We start from the raw sequence: 16,449 nt of genomic DNA on the forward strand, positions 1-16,449 counted from the left end.
GCGAGGAACTGACCGCGCCACTCGCCCCACCCCACCCCGCGCAGCCTCCTGAGGCGCACACCACACGCACCGAACGACCACCCACCGGGATCGGCAGGATCCGGCGGGGCTACTGGTGCGAGTGCTGGACCGAAGCCATCAGAGGCGGCACGAAGGAGCCGGTGCTCCTGGCATCCTTCGACGCCTGCTCGGCAGCTCAAGCCGACCGGTGGGTCGCGGTCGCACTCCGGACCATCTCACCGGTGCTCGACGCAGACGCCCTGGACGCGGCCTGAGCGTGGCTGTACGAGGACCGCATCGCAACACGCCGAGCTCTGCTGCGACGCGAACCGTGCACCGTGACGCTCACGCACGCCAACACCCGTATCACCTGGGCGATCCGCCCAGTGCTCTTCCTCCTGCTCGCCCACCGCCAGGGAACCGGACTTCCCATGTGCGCCCACATCTTCAAACCCCACGCCATCAACTGAGTCACAACCTTCTCGCCTGGCTCGAGCCCCGGCGTCGCTCCGCTCCGCCGGCACACGCCCACGCATGGGCAGGGCCGGGACCATGGGACGGCTACTGCGAGTCCGCGGCACCGGTCAGAACAAGCCTCGGCCGGCTCCTGGAGGGGAGAGGGGCCGCTGCCGGGTGCAGGTCCGCGGTGGCGGGCGCGGAGAGCTGGTGATGGGTGCGGGCGGGAAGGACCGAGGGTGCCGAGCTAGCCGATGGCGGGACTGCGCCGCTCGACCAGGACGACATCGCGCCATACCCCGTGATGCCGACCGATGCGCTCGCGCGTGCCGATGATGCGGAAGCCCGTCTTTTGGTGCAGGGCAAGGCTGCTCGCGTTCTCCGGGAAGATGCCCGACTGGATCGTCCAGATGCCTGCCGCCTCAGTCGACTCGATGAGAGCGCGGAGCAGAGCCGAACCGACTCCCCGGCCGCGCGCGTCGGGATGCACATACACCGAGTGCTCGACGACACCGGCGTAGACGCACCGATCCGAGACCGGCACTGCGGCGACCCATCCGAGCACCGTGCCTGCCTCGTCGACGGCGACGTGCCGGTGATCAGGCAGCCTGCTCGTGTCGAACTGTTCCCAGGTGGGCGCGGCGGTTTCGAAGGTGGCGTTTCCTTCGTCGATGCCGAGTTGGTAGATCGTCAGGACCGCGTCGGCGTGCTCCGGAGCCATGGGCACGACATGAATTCCGGTGGGGGTACCCACGGCTATGCCTCCTGGGCGATCTCGTCGATGAGACAGCGTACGCGCTTTTCGATCTCGTCGCGGACAGGACGAACGGCGTCGACTTCCTGTCCGGCCGGGTCAGGGAGCTCCCAGTCGAGGTGGCGCTTGCCGGGGAAGACAGGACAGGTGTCGCCGCAGCCCATGGTGATGACTGTGCCGGAGGCCTGAACGGCTTCGACGGTGAGCACCTTGGGAACCTCGGCGGAGATGTCGATACCGGACTCTGCCATGGCTTCGACGACGGCCGGGTTGACGGCACCGGCGGGGACGGAGCCCGCGGAGCGGACCTGTACGCGGTCTCCCGCAAGGTGCGTGAGGAAGGCCGCGGCCATCTGGGATCGGCCGGCGTTGTGGACGCAGACGAACAGCACGGGCGGAACGGCGGCTGTCTCAGGCACGGGCGAGATCTTCACGCGACGCGGGGACGGCGGGAGCGGTGAAGCAGCGGCGGACGTGGAGCGCCGCATGAGCAAGGCCGATCAGTACCGGCACGTCGATGAGGGCACCGAAGACGGCGACGGCAACAGCCGGCTCGCAGTTCCTCCCGTCAGCGGTGGCAGTGCTCACGAGGCGGCTCCCGCCGGGGCGGTTCGGTCGGGCAGCGGCTTGCCCGCAGGCCGGGTCAGGATGTTCGCGAGCCGGTCGGTCGTCTCCGGGACCAGCCAGTAGTAGACCCATGTGCCGCGCCGCTCGCAGTCGATCAGACCGGCCTGTCGCAGCAGCTTGAGGTGATGCGAGATCGTCGGTTGAGACAGGTCGAAGGCCGGGGTCAGGTCACAGACACAGACCTCACCGCCAGCCCGCGAGGCGATCATGGACAGCAGGCGCAGGCGTACTGGGTCCCCCAGTGCCTTGAAGACCTTCGCCAGCTCAACGGCCTGGCCCTCGTCCAAAGGGGCCGTCAGCAGTCCCGGGCAGCAGGCGCCGACCCCATCGCCCTGACCCCGCACCACGAGCTCTTGATTCGACATTCTTCTATGTTGACAGACTTCGATTCAGGGCGCAATCTTGCATCGACGGACATCAATGCAACCTGTTGGGAGTCATACCATGTCCCGTGTCCAGCTCGCCCTGCGTGTCAGCGACCTGGAGGCGTCGATCGCCTTCTACTCGAAGCTGTTCGGCACCGAACCGGCCAAGCGGCGCGAGGGCTACGCCAACTTCGCCATCACCGAGCCCCCGCTCAAGCTTGTTCTCATCGAAGGTGAGCCGGGCCAGGAAACCCGCCTCGACCACCTGGGCGTCGAGGTCGAGTCGACCGAGCAGGTCAACGCGGCCGCCAGTCGGCTGAAGGAAGCCGGACTGGCCACCTTCGAGGAGAACAACACGTCCTGCTGCTACGCCCTTCAGGACAAGGTTTGGGTGCAGGGGCCGGGACAGGAGCCCTGGGAGGTCTACGTCGTGAAGGCCGACGCCGACACCCTCGGCAAGAGCGCCGCGCCCGACATCGCCGACGACGGCTGCTGCACCACCCGGACCACAGAACCGGCCTCGGGGTCGGCCGGCTGCAGCTGCGGGGCGTGACGAAGAGCGCTCGTCGCGGCTGAGTGCGTCGGCTGACCGCGGGTGCAGCACGGCATACACATGCCTGGCCGGTCGGCGCACCCACCGCCGTGGTCGATTTCCGTCGGCCGAGACTCAAACCCACCTGAAGCCGGCTCGGTCAGGAGGATGTCCGAGGCCAAGGAAGCCGTGACATTCGCGTGCCAGATCCTGCGGCAACCACGGGGAACAGCGGCTACCAAAGCGATGGGCGGGCCAAGAGTCGAGACGCTCCGCCACAAGTCAACAGGGCAACCTCAGCCGAAGCACTCAAGCTCCCCAAGCTGAGAGCGCGAGTTCGATTCTCGTCACCCGCTCTACGAAGAAAGCCCAGCTCAGAGACCTGGGTCCTGCTGTTTGCACGCACAAATCAGCCACCGCGCACCGGATCCGCGCCAGCAGCGCGCCGGATGCGCACCACCTCACCCGGGCCCCCGTCGGCGGGCCGCACCTCACATCCGCCGGCCGAGCCGCGGCTCCAGAAGCTCCAGGGCCTCCTCCCACCGGAAACGCTCCGCCCCGCCCCCCGGGCACGTAGGAGCCGATCATGACGTTCATCTCACCCAGCCCGTCCAGACTCCGCGCATAGGCGGGATGAGCCGCCTGGGCGGCGTTCAGACAGGGCAGAACAGCGACGGGAACACCCCGGCCGTACACCTCGCACAGAACGCCCAGGGCAAGGGCGTCGGAGTTGCCGGTGGACCTCGAATCGATGGAGTTTCATTGCGGTGCTTCGGGCGGAATCCTCCCTCCATGAAGACAACGGGGCGGGTCGTCAGGGAGCTGGTCTGCGCAGCCGTCGGGGTGTGGGTGGCCTCCGAGGCCGTGCCCTCGTTACGGATCGACGGCACCGTGGGCGAGCGGGCGGGGTCCGTGGCCCTTCTCGCCGTCCTGTTCACCGCCGTCGTCATGCTCGTGCCCATGCCGGTGAGGTGGATGCTCGGGCGAGCCGTGGCGCGCAATCAGCGCCGTATGGCGGAGGAGCCCGATGGGGACGCCTCCGAGTGGGAGTTCTTCGCTCCGATACGCAGGCACCTCGTCTACGCCGGGCTGAGCATGGTGCTGTCGGTCGTCGTCCTGACGGTGGTGGGGCCCCTGGGACTGTGGGCCGGGGTGGAGTTCGGTGCCGTGCTGGGGCTGGACGTCGAGCTCGACGGCGGGCTCAAGGCCCTTGTCACCGCCGGGCTCGTCGTCGCCGCCGTGCAGATGATGCTGCTGCTGGTGCTCGCCGTGCCGGTCAAGCGCCACCGTCCCGGGGCCCTGCGTTCGCTGAGCGGTTTCCTTCTGTGCTGGGCGGGTCTGGCGCTCGCGGCGGCATGGCTGGGCGGAGTGGAGGCGACGGATCCGCAGTGGCTGACGCTCGCCGTCATCGCCGCCCTGTTCGATCTGCGGTTCTCGCTGACCCTGACGCTGCCCGTGCCCGGAGTGGCGTCGCTGGTCCTCGTCTCGTTCAACGCGCTGGTGCTCTGGCTCATCGTGTGGCTCACCGGCCTGCTGCACATCGACGGCTTCTGGCCCCTGATCGGGACGACCGCACTGATGTGGGTGGCGGAATGGCCGAGCCGCCTCGCGAAGGCCGCCGCGGAAGCCCGGGCCAACCCGCCCCAGCCTCCGCACGACCCTTTCTGGCCGGACCATCACATACCGCAGACACCGCTGTACTGACCGGCACAAAGGCCGGACGCCGGCGTGCGGCGGCCCGCGAGAATCCCCGTCAGCCGAGAATCCCCCTCAGCGGCGGGCCCCGGAACGCTTCCCGGCGGAACGGGGCAGCTGCGCCCCCGTCGAACGCGCAATCGGCCCGTACGGGTGCCCGTACGAGCCGAAGAGCGGGTGCGCTCCGGCGCGTGCCGTCACAACGTGGCGATCCCCAGCACCAGCGGGACGGTCGACAGCAGCACCAGGCCGAAGGGCACAGGAACACCCTTGACGTCCTTGACGCGCAGGTGGGAGATCACGGCACCGATGAAGAAGAGCACCACGCCGATGGCGGCGGCGACGCCCAGCGGCCGGTAGAAGATGCCGATCAGCAGGCCCAGGGCACCGGCGAACTTCAGCAGCGCCAGCGGGGTGTACCAGCTGTCCGGCACACCGAGCCGGGTCAGGGTCTCCACGATGTCCTTGTCTCTGACCAGCATGCTGCGTCCGGAGAACACCAGCAGGAACGACACCAGGACGGCGAGCACGACGTACGCGATGAACATGACTTCTCCGGAGAGTGGTGGGCGGAGCGGGGACGGCGGGGACGACACGGGTGGGGCGGCCTGTGCCGGCGGTGTCGGCCGCCCCACCCCGTCCCGTGTCAGTCCCCGTGGTTGTACGGGGACTTGGCGCGGGCCTCGTGGAGCGCGGTGCCCCACCAGGCGAGCTCGTCGAGCATCACCTTGACGGCACCGCTCGTCCCCTCGGCGTCACGCGGCGTGCCGTCCTCGTCGAACGCCTCCCAGTAGAACGGGAAGGCCACACCGTCGCGGATGGTGACGGCGTGCATCTCGGCGAAGATCAGGCGCAGCTGCTCGACGGCGCGCAGGCCGCCGCTCTGGGCGCCGTAGGAGACGAAGCCGACCGGCTTGGCCCGCCACTCGGTGAAGTGCCAGTCGATGAGCGCCTTCAGGGAGGCCGGGAAGCTGTGGTTGTACTCGGGGGTCACCACGACGAACGCGTCGGCGGCGGCCAGCTTCGCGGAGAGCGGGAGCATCTCGGCCGGGCGCAGCTCCTCGGTCGCCATGGCGGGCGGTGTCGAGGGAAGGGACAGCGGCAGCTCCGTCTCGGCGAGATCGACGACCTCGACGTCGAAGGCGCTGTGCTCCTTGGCCAGCCTGGCGAACCAGTGCGCCACGACCTCGCCGAACCGGCCCTGGCGGACGCTTCCCAGGATGACGACGAGCTTCAGGGGGTCCGTGGACATGCTTGGTTGCTCCTTTGTTCCTCTGTTCCTCTCAGCGGGTGTTTCCCGGCGGTCGGCCACCGACGAGGAAACGGAATGAAAGAGATGAGGGAGATGAAAGGGATGTAGCGGTGCGGTCGCGGCTCACACGCCCGCCGGGGACGCGGCGTCGAGCCGCGCCAGTTCCTCGTCGCCGAGGACGATGCTCGCCGCGGCGACGTTCTCCTCCAGGTGGCGCAGCTGCTGTGTGCCGGGGATCGGAGTGACCGGGATGCCCCACACCCGGGCCCGGTGATGCACCCAGGCCAGCGCGATCTGACCGGGCCGTACACCGTGCCCGTCGGCGATGTCACGCAGGACTCCGGGCAGTTTCTCCCGGCCCGGAAACGTCCGGGAGAACTGTGCCGGCCGGTCGTCCGCGGCGCAGAGCAGTCCGCGTCCGTTCGGCGAGAAGGGCACCACGCCGACGCCGAGTTCGACGCAGACCGGCACCATCTTCTCGATGCGGCGGGCGCCCAGCGACCACTCCGACTGCACGGCGGAGACGGGGTGCACGGCGTGGGCGCGGCGCAGTTCCTCGCCGCTGACCTCGCTGAGCCCGATGTGACGCACCTTGCCCTCGGCGACCAGCTCGGCCATGGCGCCGACAGTCTCCTCCAGCGGCACGTTCGCCGGGGGCCGGGCCAGGTAGTAGAGGTCGATGACATCGGTGCCCAGGCGTTTCAGGCTGGCCTCGCAGGACGCCCGTACGAAGGGGGCGTCACCACGCACCCACCAGCTGTCGCCGGGACCGAAGACCACACCGAACCGGGTGCACAGCACAACCTCGTCACGGCGGCGGCCGATGGCCCGGCCGACGAGTTCCTCGTTGCGGCCCCGGCCGTACATGTCGGAGGTATCGATCAGCGTGACGCCGAGGTCCAGCGCGTGGTTGATGACGGCGGCGGCCTTGGACGGCTCCGTCGCCATGCCCGGTTCGGTCATCCGCATGCAGCCGAGTCCCTGGACGGGGACCACGAGACCGGTGCCGCCCATGGGCGTCGTCGGCAGACGCGTACGCATTCTCCGTCACTCCTGTTCTACGGCGGTGGCCCCGGCGGGCCGCTGTGCGTTCCGGGCGGCACTGCCGACAAGACGGTGGATCGCGAGGCCGGAGAGCAGGCACAGGATCGCCACCGTCCACAGAACGACGTGCCAGGCATGGGTGTACTGCTCGGCCAGGAAGGCGTGGGAGCCGCCGTCGAGGTCGCCCGCGGCCACCCGGCCGGCCCGTTCACGGCCGCCGACCTCGGACTGCATCAGAGTGATGAGGGCCGCGCCGAAGACCGCGAGGACCAGTGCGTTGGCGCCGCCCCGCGCGGTGTTGAGCAGGCCGGAGGCCATGCCGATGCGCTCGGGGGCCACATGCTCCATCGCCTGGGCGTCGACGAGTGCGGCGGCCAGGCCGTTGCCCACGCCGATCAGCAGCAGCGGGCCGATGAGCTGCACGGACCTGGAGTCCGGTGCGAGCACGGTCATCCAGGCGTTGCCGACCGCGATGAGGGTGATGGCCAGTGTGATCAGAAGCCGGGCGGACATGCCCTGGTTCACCAGTTTTCCGGCCAGCGGCGGGACCGCGAGCACCGGAAGGGTCATCGCCAGCATCAACGTGCCCGCGTCCCCGGCGGAGAAGGTGCCCGCGCCCTGGAGGTACGTGGGCAGGTAGACCAGTACGCCGACGGTGCCGAGGGCCGTGGTCAGGGCGGCGAGCAGCCAGCCCGTGAAGGGGCCGCCGCGCAGCAGCGCCAGCTCGAGGACCGGATGCGTGCTGCGCCGTTCCAGGACGACGAAGACCACGAACATGAGCAGGCCCGCACCCAGGAAGCCGAGCACCCTGGGGCTCGTCCAGCCGGCCGACGCCACCTGGTTGATGCCGTACATCAGGCCGACGATGCCGAGGACGAAGGCGACGGTCCCGGGAAGGTCGACCTTGGGCCGGTGCCCGGCGGCGGACTCCCGCAGGGCCGGTGTGCAGACCACCAGGAGCACGCTCGCCCCGGCGAAGACGCCGAACATCGCGCGCCAGCCGAGGGCGCTGACCAGCCAGCCCGCGAAGGTCGGGCCGAAGGCGAGACCGACGCCGACCGTGGTGCCGACCATGGCGAAGGCACGCGTGCGGGCGGGTCCTTCGAAGGTGCTGCCCAGGATGGCTCCGCCGCCGGCCATCACTCCGGCCGCGCCCACCCCGGACAGGGTCCGGGCCGCGTCCAGCACCAGCACATGCGGGGCGAACGCGGCGGCCGCCGTGCTGAGGGCGTAGAGCACGGCTCCGACGGCGAAGATCCGCCGTCGCCCGAAGAGATCACCGAGCGAGCCAGCGACGAGCATCAGGCAGGAGGCGGCCAGGAAGTAGCCGGTGACCACCCACTGCAGGGCACCGCCGCTGCCGCCCAGGTCGGCGGCGATACGCGGAAGCGCGATGCTCGTACCGGACATGGCCATCGGAACGATCAGGTAGCCGAGGAGCACGGACCCCAGGGTCAGCGCGGACCTGACGCGCCCCCCGGGCCCCGGAGGGGACCCGGCGCCTAACGGCACCCCTGCCCGGTTGAGCTTCTGCGATGCGCTCATGGGGGTAAAGTACAACGTGCATTGCAATGAGTAAAGTGGTCATTGCACCCGACGAGGAGGAGCCACGATGGCCAGGGCGGACAGCCGGCAGAACCGGCCGCACAAAGGGTTCCCGGAGAAGCGGCAGGCCATCCTGCAGGCCTCCCGGAAGGTCTTCGGCCGAGTCGGCTACCAGGGGGCGAGCATCGAAATGATCGCCACCGAGGCCCAGGTGTCCACCCGCACCATCTACAACCACTTCGAGAACAAGGAACAGCTCTTCACCACCGTGCTGATCGACAGCTCGGAGCAGGTGGCCGCCGCCCACGAGGCGATGATCGAACGTCATCTGGGCAACATGGTGAGCGCCGCCGACCTGGAGGCCTGCCTCGTCGGCCTCGCCAAGGACTGGGTACGGCCGCTCCCGGAGTTCGCCGACCACTTCGCGATCGTCGCCCGGATCAACGCCGAGGGCGAGAACTTCCCCGCCGACCTCCACGACGCCTGGCAGAAGGCCGGCCCCCTGCGCGTGCAGCGCACGCTCGCTGCGCGCATGGCCCGGCTCGCCGAGCGCGGGCTGCTGCACGTCCAGGACTCCGAACTCGCGGCGCAGCACTTCGTGGTGCTGGTCACCAACACCTGGGGCCGGGGCCGGGCAGGCGTGGACGCACTGTCCGAAGCCGACATCCACGAGATCGCGGCCGCCGGCGTCCACGCCTTCCTCCACGGCTATCTGCCCCGCGGCTGAACGGCCGGACCGGAACGGAGGACCGCACGGTTCCGTCCCGCCGCATCCCGTCGGATGCCGGCCGCTTGCTCAGTGGCCTGCGCCCGGGCCCTGCCCCGCGTTCCACACCAGGTCGAAGGTGAAGCGCCGGATCCGCCAGCCCGCCGGGGTGCGCACCGCCTCGGCCTCGTAGTGCCCGCCGATGTCGAAGTGCGCGGACGGCTCCTCCGGCTGCCGCACGTGCACCGCCATCAGGTGGGCACGCACGCGCGCCCGGTCCTCGTCGCCCTCCGGGTAGAGGTCGATCGTGTAGTTCGAGGCGAGGTGATGGGTCCGTTCGAAGGTGGTACGGGCCATCCGCTGGAAGGCCGCGAGCCCCTCGAAACCCTTGTACTCGCCGAAGGGGAAGGTGAGGTGGACGTCCTCGGTGAACACCGAGTCGAACCATGTGTCGCTGTGACGGGAGGCGTCCAGGTGATGGACGTACCGGTCGCACAGCTCGGTGATGCCGGCGCGGTCGCCGAGCACCCGCACCTGGGCGCGCAGGGCCGCCAGTTCGTCGCGTTCGTCGTGCCGGGCGGGTCCGTCGGGCGTGGTCATGCGTGCTCCTCTTTCCGAAGGGGTCGCGGTGCGGATACGGCGGTTCAGAGACCGGCGCCGCGCCAGCTGCGCGGGCCGGCGAACCCCGGGGCGCGCTCCGGGCGGCGCCAGCGGGCGACAGCGCGGTGCCGGCGGGACAGGTCGTCGGGCTCGGTGCCCACGGCCGCCGTGCGGGAGAGCAGGACCGCGGTGAGCGCGGCCAGCTCCTCGGGGGCGGGGCTGCCCTTCTCGACACGGAACAGCTGCTCGGGAGTGGTGTCGCCCTTCCGGCTCGTCGGGAGTGTCGGATTCATCGGTGCATCCCCCTGTCACTGCGGCGGGTTTCCGTGCTTGCGGCGGGGCAGGTCGGCGTCCTTGCCGGCCAGCATGGCGATGGCGCGGCAGAGCACCGAGCGGGTGTCACGAGGGTCGATCACGTCGTCGACCAGGCCGCGTTCGGCGGCGTAATAGGGGTGGATCAGCTCGGCGCGGTATTCCTCGATCTTCCGGCGGCGCATCGCCTCCGGGTCGTCGGCCGCGGCGATCTCCCGGCGGAAGACGACGTTGGCCGCGCCCTCGGCGCCCATCACCGCGATCTCGTTGGCCGGCCAGGCGAGCGCGATGTCCGCGCCGATCGAGCGGGAGTCCATCACGATGTACGCGCCGCCATAGGCCTTGCGCAGCACCACCGAGATCCGCGGGACGGTGGCGTTGCAGTAGGCGTACAGCAGCTTGGCGCCGCGCCGGATGATGCCGTTGTGCTCCTGCTCGACGCCCGGCAGGAAGCCCGGCACGTCGACCAGGGTGACCAGCGGGATGTTGAAGGAGTCGCAGAACTGCACGAACCGCGCCCCCTTCTCGCTGGCCTTGATGTCCAGCACCCCGGCCATCGAGGCGGGCTGGTTGGCGACGATGCCGACCACATGGCCGTCCAGCCGGGCCAGCGCGCAGACGATGTTGGTCGCCCAGGCGGCGTGGACCTCCATGTACTCGCCGTCGTCGACGATTTCCTCGATCACCGCGCGGACGTCGTACGAACGGTTGCCGTCCGGGGGGACCAGGTCGAGCAGCCTGTCCCCGGGGCGGTCCACCGGGTCGGTGCCCCGCAGGACGGGCGGCAGCTCCCGGTTGTTGGAGGGCAGCAGGGACAGCAGGTAGCGCACCTCGGCGAGGCAGGTCTCCTCGTCGTCGTAGACGAAGTGCGCGACGCCGGAGACGCCGCCGTGCACGTCCGCGCCGCCGAGCTCGTTCTGCGAGACCTGCTCGCCGGTGACGGCCTGGACCACGTCCGGGCCGGTGATGAACATCTGGGAGATGTCCCGTACGGCGAAGACGAAGTCCGTCAGCGCGGGTGAGTAGGCGGCGCCGCCCGCGCACGGGCCGAGCATGACCGAGATCTGCGGGATCACCCCGGAGGCCCTGGTGTTGCGCCGGAAGATGCCGCCGTAGCCGGCGAGCGCGGACACGCCCTCCTGGATGCGGGCGCCGGCCCCGTCGTTGAGCGAGACGAGCGGGGCGCCGGCGGACAGCGCCATGTCCATGAGCTTGTGGATCTTCTGGGCGTGCGCCTCGCCGAGCGCACCGCCGAAGATGCGGAAGTCATGGGCGTAGACGAAGACGGTGCGGCCGTCGACGGTGCCCCAGCCGGTCACCACCCCGTCCGTGTACGGCCGTTTGTTCTCCAGTCCGAAGCCGACGGCACGGTGCCGGCGCAGTGGTTCGATCTCCGTGAAACTGCCTTTGTCCAGCAGGAGTTCGATGCGTTCGCGGGCGGTCAGCCTGCCCTTGGCGTGCTGCCGTTCCGTCGCCTTCGGGTCGGGGCCCTGATGGGCCAGCTCCTTGATGCGGCCGAGTTCCTCGATCCGGCCGCGCATGCCGGTGCGGCCGGTCGCGGTGGTCTCCCCCATTGCTCTCCCCGTTCCTCGTTGTTTCTCCTTGTTCCTCGGCGTTTCCCGGCGTTCCTCGGCGTTCCTCGGCACCTCCGTGAACCGTGGTCATCGGGCCGGCACCGGCAGGACCATGCACAGGTCCGGTTCCGTGGTGCCGATCAGATCGGCGGCCTCCTGGGGTGTCAGGTGCGGGACGTCCGCCGGGAGTTCGCGGAGGGTGACGCGCTGGGCGGTCGTCGCCGCGAGGGCCACTGCGGCCGTGTGGCCGGGACAGCCGTGCAGGTCGGCCACCATCCAGCCGTCCGGTGCGCGGTGTCCTCCGGCACGGGCGTGCACACCGAGGTAGTCGGTGCCCACTCCGTGGCTCAGCCCCGTGCCGAGCCCCTTGAGGTACGCCTCCTTGCGGGTCCACAGCGCGCTGAACATCCTCGGCCGCTGGGCCTTTGGCGCCCGCAGCACCTCCTGTCGTTCCTCCGGGTGCAGCCTGGGCAGGCACAGCTCCACCGTCCGTGCGGCCGGCACGCGTTGCACGTCCACGCCGACCGCGGTTCCCGCCACGCCGTACAGGACGAGACCGTGGCTGTGAGACAGGGAGAAGTGCGGCGCCCCGGGCCGGCCGGCCAGGACGGGACGGCCGTGCGGTCCGCCGCAGCGGGGGCAGGGGGCCCTGCGCAGCGGGAGCAGCCCGGGGGCGATGCCGGTGTACGCCGACAGCAGACGGCGCAGTGCGATGTGCGCGTGCAGATAGCCCAGCCGGTCGGAGGGGTTCAGAAAGGCGGCGGCCCGGCGCCGTTCCTCCGCGTCGAGCTCGTCCACCGCCCGCGGTTCCGCGCCGTCCGCGGGCAGGCGCAGCGCCCACAGGTGCGCCTCTCCGTCCCTGAGGGAGAGCCGGGGACCGCGGAGGAGGGTGCGACCGCGACACCGGTTGGTCATGGGCCACCGCCTTCGCGCGGGGAACCCTCGAGGGTGCGGGTGCGTGTCTCGTCGGTCATGGCGGGCACCGGACGTCAGTGCCCGGCCGAGGCGCACTCGCGCAGGGCGAGGCACTCCTCCAGGAAGCCGAGCGCGCGCAGATGGTACGAGCGGGCGGCCCAGCCGAGGCTGATGTTGTGCCCGGCACCGGGCAGCCGGTCGACCACCACCCGCGGTGCCCCGCCGAACTCCTCGCGGAGTGCGGCGAGGGTGTCGTCATCGTGCCGCCACCACGCCTCGTGCTCGGCGAAGGTGAGCCGCACCGGGACACGGACCCGCGCGGCCAGCGACGCGAACGTCTCCGGCCAGCGCAACGCCTCCTCCCGCTCCCGTACGGGCATGGGGGCGACCAGCGCGCCGCTGCCCCGGAAGGTGCCCGGCGGGTAGAGGCGCAGCTTGCCCCAGGTGCGGGTCCAGTGCCCGTGACCGCGCTCGTTCGGCAGCTCCTCCGGCAGCACGGCGTACCGGTGCCCCAGACCGGAGATGTCCAGGCCGAGCAGGCCGCGCCCCGCGTCACGCGGGACACGGCCGTCGTCACGGGCCGCCGCGGCGAGGGCGAGTTTGCCGCCGTAGGAGTGGGCGAGCAGGAAGAGCCCGGCGCCGGTGTCGTGGCGGCGGACGAAGTCGTCCAGGGCGGCGTGCAGGCTGTCCGCCTGCTCGGCCAGGCACTGTCCCTCGGGCAGGGCGTCCGCGGAGGCCCCGTAGCCGGGCCGGTCCGGGGCGAGGACGGTGTAACCGAGCCGCGCGCCGAGGCGGAGCAGGGACTGCCCCGGGTGCGCCCGGCCGTCGAAGTAACCGGCGCTCATGCCGCCCCCGTGCAGGGCGACGACGGTGGCGCGCGGTGCGCCGTGCGCGGGCTGTGCGAGCAGCGCGGACAGGGTGAGACCCGCGGCGTCCAGGGTGATCCGGCGGACGCCGGGCGAGAGGGTCCCGGGCGTGAGGGCAGGGGTGGTGACGGTCATGCCTCTCCTCGGGGACGGCCCGCCACCGGCGGGACCGTCTCTCGTGAAGCGGCGCTACAGCTGTACGGCGCCGGCGTCGATGCAGGACAGAAGGGTCCGGGCCTGGACGTTGACGTAGTGCCCGTGGGCGGTCAGCGCTTTCAGCTGGCCCGGGGTGGCCCACTGGTAGCCGGGAGGCGGATCCAGCGGGGTCTGGGAGTCGTCGGTCTCGATGAAGAGGTAGCGGCTCTCGGCGTTGAGGAATCTGCCGCCCTCCTCCGAGTGGACCACCGCGTACCGCACCCGGCCGGCCGGAGGGTCCAGCGCCAGCTCCAGGAACGGCGGGCGGTCCTCGGGCGGCAGATGCCTCCAGTTGCCGGGGTTGGCCTGCACGGTGGGCGCGAGTTCCACGGTGTCCAGGAACCCGGCCTCCACCTTGGCGTGGACCAGCAGGTGCGGGATGCCGCCGATACGGCGGTACAGGAAGGCCGTCACACCGGTGCCGACGGGCTCGAGCAACGGCTGGTCCCAGCGGGAGACCTCCCGGTTGCCGGCCTCGACCCGGACGCCGACCACCCGGAAGTACCGGCCGTCGGTGTGCTCGACCACGTCCTCACCACGTGTCCAGCCCTCGACCTCGTCCAGCGGGATCCGCCGGATGTCCACGTCGTGCCGGGAGCGTTCGACCGTGAACCAGGACTGCAGCTCGGCGTCGGTGAGCAGCGCGCCCGGGAAGGAGTGGACCGGCGGGAAGCAGGCGATGACCGTACGGGCGTCCATGTTGACGAGGTTGTCGCGGCGCAGCAGCTCCCCGATCTGCCCCAGGGTGAGCCAGCAGAAGTCCTCGTCGGGGGGGGCCTCGGTGTCCTCGCCGACCTCGACGAGCATGTTCCGGTTGGCCTTGCGGTAGAACCACGAGCCGTGCTCGGACTGCAGCACGTCCGCGTGGACCTGTCCCCGCCGGGGTCCGGTGAAGTACTCGAGGTACTTCACCTTCGCGCCCCGGTGCACCGTGGAGTAGTTGCTCCGGGTCGCCTGCACGGTCGGGGACAGCTGGAGGACATTGCGGTTGCCGGGCTCCATCTTGGCCTGCATCAGGAAGTGCAGGACGCCGTCGAACTCCTTGGCGAGGATGCCGAGGATGCCGACCTCCGGCTGCCGGATGATGGGCTGCTGCCAGGAGCGCACCGGACCCTCGCCGAGGGTGACGGACAGTCCTTCGACACTGAAGAACCGCCCGGTGTGGTGCACCAGGTTGCCGGTGCCGTCGGCGAAGGACCAGCCGTCGAGCCTGCCGAGCGGGACCCGCTCCACCCGGAAGCGGTGGGCGCGGGCCCGCTGTGCGAGCCAGTCGTCGACGTCGGCGGTGCGCAGGTCGCGCCCGGCGCCGGTGGCGGCGGCCGAGCGGGCCAGCCGTGCGGCCAGGTCCTCGGCGACGCGCGGGCGCAGCACCGGGGCGGGCCGGAGCGAGGGTGCGGCGGACACGGTCACAACAGACTCTCCTCCCTGCCCTCGGCGCAGAACGCGACCGTGCGGCGCAGCGCCTCGTCCAGAGGCGTCTGCGGACGCCAGCCGGTGGCGGTGCGGAACGCCGAGGAGTCGACGGCGAAGCTGTGGAAGTCGCCCGGTTCGGCATGCGCGGGCGGCGGTACGGAGACCACGGGCACCGCGGACTTCCCGGTGTGCTCGGCGACCAGGGCGGCGATGGTGGTGAAGACCGCGCCGAGGGGTTCGCCCCGGCCGGTGCCGAGCAGCCAGCGCCGCCCGGCGAGCGCGTCCGCGTGGTCCACCGCGGCGGCGAAGGCGCGGGCCACGTCCTCGATGTAGAGCAGGTCGCGGCGGACCGTGCCGTCGTGCCACATGGTGATCGGCTCCCCGGCCAGGGCACGGCGCGTCATCAGGGTGACGACGCCCTTGTCGCGGGCGGTGGACTCGGGGGCGTAGCCGAAGACGGTGGGCAGCCGGATCGCCGCGCCGCGCAGCACGCCCTCGGCGTCGGCGGCCAGCAGCAGCCGTTCGGCCGCGAGTTTCTGCCGGTCGTACTCGCCCCTGGGCCGGTCGGTCTCGGTACCGTCGAGCACCTCCTTGTCCTGGGGGCCGGCCTGCGAGGCGGCACCCGCCCAGAGCACCCGTACGGGTGTGCCGCCCTCGGCGGCGCGGCGCTCGCGCAGGGTCTCCACGAGGTCGCGGAGCAGGCCGACGTTGACGCGTTCGGCGGCGGTGTCGCCTTTCTCGACGCGCCAGGTGGTGGCACCCGCGCTGTACAGCACGGTGTGGATCACCACATCGGCACCGGCGACCGCCTCGGCGACCGCACCGGGTGCCGTGAGGTCGGCGGTGTGCACCTCGATCTCTGCCCGGGCGTCCGGGGGGACGGGAGCGGGACGGCGCGAGACGGCCCTGATCCGCAGCGGACGGCGGGCGAGTTCCCGCAGCACGGCGGAGCCGACGAATCCGGTGGCACCGAGCAGTGTCACGAGCGGGGGGTTCACGGCCACAGCTGCGCCTCCACTTCCCGGCAGACCTCGTACGCGGGCAGCAGTCCCCGCTCCCGGGCCTCGGCGAGGGTGGGCGCGTCCAGGTCCCGCTGCGACTGGCGGACCCGCAGGCCCGCCGGGAGCGGCAGCCCGAGTTCGGGGTCGAGCGGGCTGACGGCGAGCTCGTTCTCGGGGACGTAGCCCTCGGACATCACGTAGACGACCATCGAGTCGTCCCGGAGGGACAGAAAGGCGTGGCCGACGCCGACCGGGATGTACAGGGCACGGCAGTCGTCGCCGCCGAGCCGGGTGGCCTCCCACCGGCCGAAGGTGGGCGAGCCCACCCGGAGGTCGACCAGGAAGTCCTGGACGCGGCCGTAGGGGCAGTAGACGTACTTGGCCCGGCCGGGTGGTGTGGCGGTGTAGTGGATGCCGCGCAGCACTCCGCGGGCGGAGAGGTTGTGGCTGATGTCCTTCACCGGGAACAGCGGCCGGCCGAGGGCCTCGGTGAACGCCGTCTCCTGATACGGGGAGGAGAACAGGCCGCGGTCGTCCCGGTGGACGGAGGGGGTGAACTCGTAGGCACCCTCGATGCCGAGCTTGTGCACCTGCACA

General features: G+C 71.0%; 19 protein-coding genes and 2 pseudogenes. 4 read left to right on the top strand and 17 right to left on the bottom strand.

Going from position 1 to position 16,449, the window contains the following annotated elements; translation table 11 throughout:
* The first annotated feature begins 89 nt into the window (after nucleotides 1-89).
* A pseudogene (locus CCN35_RS14575) lies at nucleotides 90-470 on the top strand (hypothetical protein).
* A gap of 233 nt (nucleotides 471-703) precedes the next feature.
* On the opposite strand, the gene CCN35_RS14580 reads toward CCN35_RS14575, so the two are convergent.
* The 4 genes from CCN35_RS14580 to CCN35_RS14590 are packed head-to-tail and all read right to left on the bottom strand — an operon-like array spanning nucleotide 704 to nucleotide 2,202.
* Nucleotides 704-1,177 (bottom strand): GNAT family N-acetyltransferase, encoded by a 474-nt coding sequence (locus CCN35_RS14580; RefSeq protein WP_067398932.1) that lies wholly within the window; start codon nucleotides 1,175-1,177, stop codon nucleotides 704-706.
* A 35-nt stretch (nucleotides 1,178-1,212) separates the two neighbouring features.
* A complete protein-coding gene (locus CCN35_RS14585) occupies nucleotides 1,213-1,629 on the bottom strand; it encodes an arsenate reductase ArsC (protein ID WP_067398870.1) in 417 nt (138 codons plus the stop codon).
* On the bottom strand, nucleotides 1,622-1,798 hold the full coding sequence (locus CCN35_RS28395; protein ID WP_158100409.1) for a hypothetical protein: 177 nt from the start codon (nucleotides 1,796-1,798) through the stop codon (nucleotides 1,622-1,624). The genes CCN35_RS14585 and CCN35_RS28395 overlap by 8 nt, the downstream gene beginning before the upstream one ends.
* A complete protein-coding gene (locus CCN35_RS14590) occupies nucleotides 1,795-2,202 on the bottom strand; it encodes an ArsR/SmtB family transcription factor (RefSeq protein WP_067398873.1) in 408 nt (135 codons plus the stop codon). The genes CCN35_RS28395 and CCN35_RS14590 overlap by 4 nt, the downstream gene beginning before the upstream one ends.
* 79 nt (nucleotides 2,203-2,281) lie before the next feature.
* Between CCN35_RS14590 and CCN35_RS14595 the strand changes: the two genes are divergently transcribed.
* The gene (locus tag CCN35_RS14595; protein ID WP_067398875.1) at nucleotides 2,282-2,755 is read left to right on the top strand and encodes an ArsI/CadI family heavy metal resistance metalloenzyme; all 474 of its coding nucleotides are present in this window, start codon (nucleotides 2,282-2,284) and stop codon (nucleotides 2,753-2,755) included.
* Nucleotides 2,756-3,225: 470 nt separating this feature from the next.
* On the opposite strand, the pseudogene CCN35_RS29460 reads toward CCN35_RS14595, so the two are convergent.
* Nucleotides 3,226-3,469: pseudogene (locus CCN35_RS29460) on the bottom strand (flavoprotein); the annotation flags it as partial.
* 57 nt (nucleotides 3,470-3,526) lie between these two features.
* Here CCN35_RS29460 and CCN35_RS14605 point away from each other — a divergent pair.
* A complete protein-coding gene (locus tag CCN35_RS14605) occupies nucleotides 3,527-4,438 on the top strand; it encodes a hypothetical protein (protein ID WP_086792967.1) in 912 nt (303 codons plus the stop codon).
* 188 nt (nucleotides 4,439-4,626) lie between these two features.
* Here CCN35_RS14605 and CCN35_RS14610 read toward each other — a convergent pair whose 3' ends face one another.
* The 4 genes from CCN35_RS14610 to CCN35_RS14625 all read right to left on the bottom strand — a co-directional run bounded on the left by CCN35_RS14610 (nucleotide 4,627) and on the right by CCN35_RS14625 (nucleotide 8,168).
* Complete coding sequence (locus CCN35_RS14610) at nucleotides 4,627-4,977, bottom strand: DoxX family protein (protein ID WP_067398880.1); 351 nt, start codon at nucleotides 4,975-4,977, stop codon at nucleotides 4,627-4,629.
* A gap of 98 nt (nucleotides 4,978-5,075) precedes the next feature.
* On the bottom strand, nucleotides 5,076-5,681 hold the full coding sequence (locus CCN35_RS14615) for an NADPH-dependent FMN reductase (RefSeq protein ID WP_067398882.1): 606 nt from the start codon (nucleotides 5,679-5,681) through the stop codon (nucleotides 5,076-5,078).
* Nucleotides 5,682-5,804: 123 nt separating this feature from the next.
* The gene (locus tag CCN35_RS14620) at nucleotides 5,805-6,722 is read right to left on the bottom strand and encodes an aldo/keto reductase (RefSeq protein ID WP_079129980.1); all 918 of its coding nucleotides are present in this window, start codon (nucleotides 6,720-6,722) and stop codon (nucleotides 5,805-5,807) included.
* Between the two features lie 6 nt (nucleotides 6,723-6,728).
* Complete coding sequence (locus CCN35_RS14625; RefSeq protein WP_236561192.1) at nucleotides 6,729-8,168, bottom strand: MFS transporter; 1,440 nt, start codon at nucleotides 8,166-8,168, stop codon at nucleotides 6,729-6,731.
* Nucleotides 8,169-8,337: 169 nt separating this feature from the next.
* Here CCN35_RS14625 and CCN35_RS14630 point away from each other — a divergent pair, with 169 nt between their 5' ends.
* Nucleotides 8,338-8,997 (top strand): TetR/AcrR family transcriptional regulator, encoded by a 660-nt coding sequence (locus tag CCN35_RS14630; RefSeq protein WP_067398887.1) that lies wholly within the window; start codon nucleotides 8,338-8,340, stop codon nucleotides 8,995-8,997.
* A 69-nt stretch (nucleotides 8,998-9,066) separates the two neighbouring features.
* Here CCN35_RS14630 and CCN35_RS14635 read toward each other — a convergent pair whose 3' ends face one another.
* The 8 genes from CCN35_RS14635 to CCN35_RS14670 all read right to left on the bottom strand — a co-directional run bounded on the left by CCN35_RS14635 (nucleotide 9,067) and on the right by CCN35_RS14670 (nucleotide 16,448).
* The gene (locus tag CCN35_RS14635) at nucleotides 9,067-9,576 is read right to left on the bottom strand and encodes a nuclear transport factor 2 family protein (RefSeq protein WP_079129981.1); all 510 of its coding nucleotides are present in this window, start codon (nucleotides 9,574-9,576) and stop codon (nucleotides 9,067-9,069) included.
* A gap of 44 nt (nucleotides 9,577-9,620) precedes the next feature.
* Nucleotides 9,621-9,869: an acyl-CoA carboxylase subunit epsilon gene (locus CCN35_RS14640; protein ID WP_067398890.1), complete on the bottom strand. Its 249-nt coding sequence runs from the start codon at nucleotides 9,867-9,869 to the stop codon at nucleotides 9,621-9,623.
* A gap of 15 nt (nucleotides 9,870-9,884) precedes the next feature.
* Nucleotides 9,885-11,462 (bottom strand): acyl-CoA carboxylase subunit beta, encoded by a 1,578-nt coding sequence (locus tag CCN35_RS14645; protein WP_067398893.1) that lies wholly within the window; start codon nucleotides 11,460-11,462, stop codon nucleotides 9,885-9,887.
* Between the two features lie 87 nt (nucleotides 11,463-11,549).
* A complete protein-coding gene (locus CCN35_RS14650) occupies nucleotides 11,550-12,377 on the bottom strand; it encodes a 4'-phosphopantetheinyl transferase family protein (protein WP_086792971.1) in 828 nt (275 codons plus the stop codon).
* Nucleotides 12,378-12,451: 74 nt separating this feature from the next.
* A complete protein-coding gene (locus CCN35_RS14655) occupies nucleotides 12,452-13,378 on the bottom strand; it encodes an alpha/beta hydrolase (protein WP_067398898.1) in 927 nt (308 codons plus the stop codon).
* 54 nt (nucleotides 13,379-13,432) lie between these two features.
* Nucleotides 13,433-14,848 carry an NDP-hexose 2,3-dehydratase family protein gene (locus CCN35_RS14660; protein ID WP_079129982.1) on the bottom strand — a complete coding sequence of 472 codons (1,416 nt, stop codon included), beginning with the start codon at nucleotides 14,846-14,848 and terminating at the stop codon, nucleotides 13,433-13,435.
* Nucleotides 14,845-15,855: an NAD-dependent epimerase/dehydratase family protein gene (locus CCN35_RS14665; protein ID WP_067398901.1), complete on the bottom strand. Its 1,011-nt coding sequence runs from the start codon at nucleotides 15,853-15,855 to the stop codon at nucleotides 14,845-14,847. The genes CCN35_RS14660 and CCN35_RS14665 overlap by 4 nt, the downstream gene beginning before the upstream one ends.
* A complete protein-coding gene (locus tag CCN35_RS14670; protein ID WP_067398943.1) occupies nucleotides 15,846-16,448 on the bottom strand; it encodes a dTDP-4-dehydrorhamnose 3,5-epimerase family protein in 603 nt (200 codons plus the stop codon). The genes CCN35_RS14665 and CCN35_RS14670 overlap by 10 nt, the downstream gene beginning before the upstream one ends.
* Nucleotide 16,449: the final 1 nt, after the last annotated feature.

Origin of the sequence: Streptomyces thermovulgaris, assembly GCF_002155915.1 — a bacterium.
Lineage (GTDB): Bacteria > Actinomycetota > Actinomycetes > Streptomycetales > Streptomycetaceae > Streptomyces > Streptomyces thermovulgaris.

What these genes read in the sequence shown, in the direction of transcription:
- CCN35_RS14590 (WP_067398873.1), bottom strand. Translation starts at nt 2,202, where the DNA reads ATGTCGAATCAAGAGCTCGTGGTGCGGGGTCAGGGCGATGGGGTCGGC.
- CCN35_RS14650 (WP_086792971.1), bottom strand. Translation starts at nt 12,377, where the DNA reads ATGACCAACCGGTGTCGCGGTCGCACCCTCCTCCGCGGTCCCCGGCTC.
- CCN35_RS14580 (WP_067398932.1), bottom strand. Translation starts at nt 1,177, where the DNA reads ATGGCTCCGGAGCACGCCGACGCGGTCCTGACGATCTACCAACTCGGC.
- CCN35_RS14595 (WP_067398875.1), top strand. Translation starts at nt 2,282, where the DNA reads ATGTCCCGTGTCCAGCTCGCCCTGCGTGTCAGCGACCTGGAGGCGTCG.
- CCN35_RS14640 (WP_067398890.1), bottom strand. Translation starts at nt 9,869, where the DNA reads ATGAATCCGACACTCCCGACGAGCCGGAAGGGCGACACCACTCCCGAG.
- CCN35_RS14630 (WP_067398887.1), top strand. Translation starts at nt 8,338, where the DNA reads ATGGCCAGGGCGGACAGCCGGCAGAACCGGCCGCACAAAGGGTTCCCG.
- CCN35_RS14605 (WP_086792967.1), top strand. Translation starts at nt 3,527, where the DNA reads ATGAAGACAACGGGGCGGGTCGTCAGGGAGCTGGTCTGCGCAGCCGTC.
- CCN35_RS14635 (WP_079129981.1), bottom strand. Translation starts at nt 9,576, where the DNA reads ATGACCACGCCCGACGGACCCGCCCGGCACGACGAACGCGACGAACTG.
- CCN35_RS14645 (WP_067398893.1), bottom strand. Translation starts at nt 11,462, where the DNA reads ATGGGGGAGACCACCGCGACCGGCCGCACCGGCATGCGCGGCCGGATC.
- CCN35_RS14615 (WP_067398882.1), bottom strand. Translation starts at nt 5,681, where the DNA reads ATGTCCACGGACCCCCTGAAGCTCGTCGTCATCCTGGGAAGCGTCCGC.
- CCN35_RS14620 (WP_079129980.1), bottom strand. Translation starts at nt 6,722, where the DNA reads ATGCGTACGCGTCTGCCGACGACGCCCATGGGCGGCACCGGTCTCGTG.
- CCN35_RS14655 (WP_067398898.1), bottom strand. Translation starts at nt 13,378, where the DNA reads ATGACCGTCACCACCCCTGCCCTCACGCCCGGGACCCTCTCGCCCGGC.
- CCN35_RS14610 (WP_067398880.1), bottom strand. Translation starts at nt 4,977, where the DNA reads ATGTTCATCGCGTACGTCGTGCTCGCCGTCCTGGTGTCGTTCCTGCTG.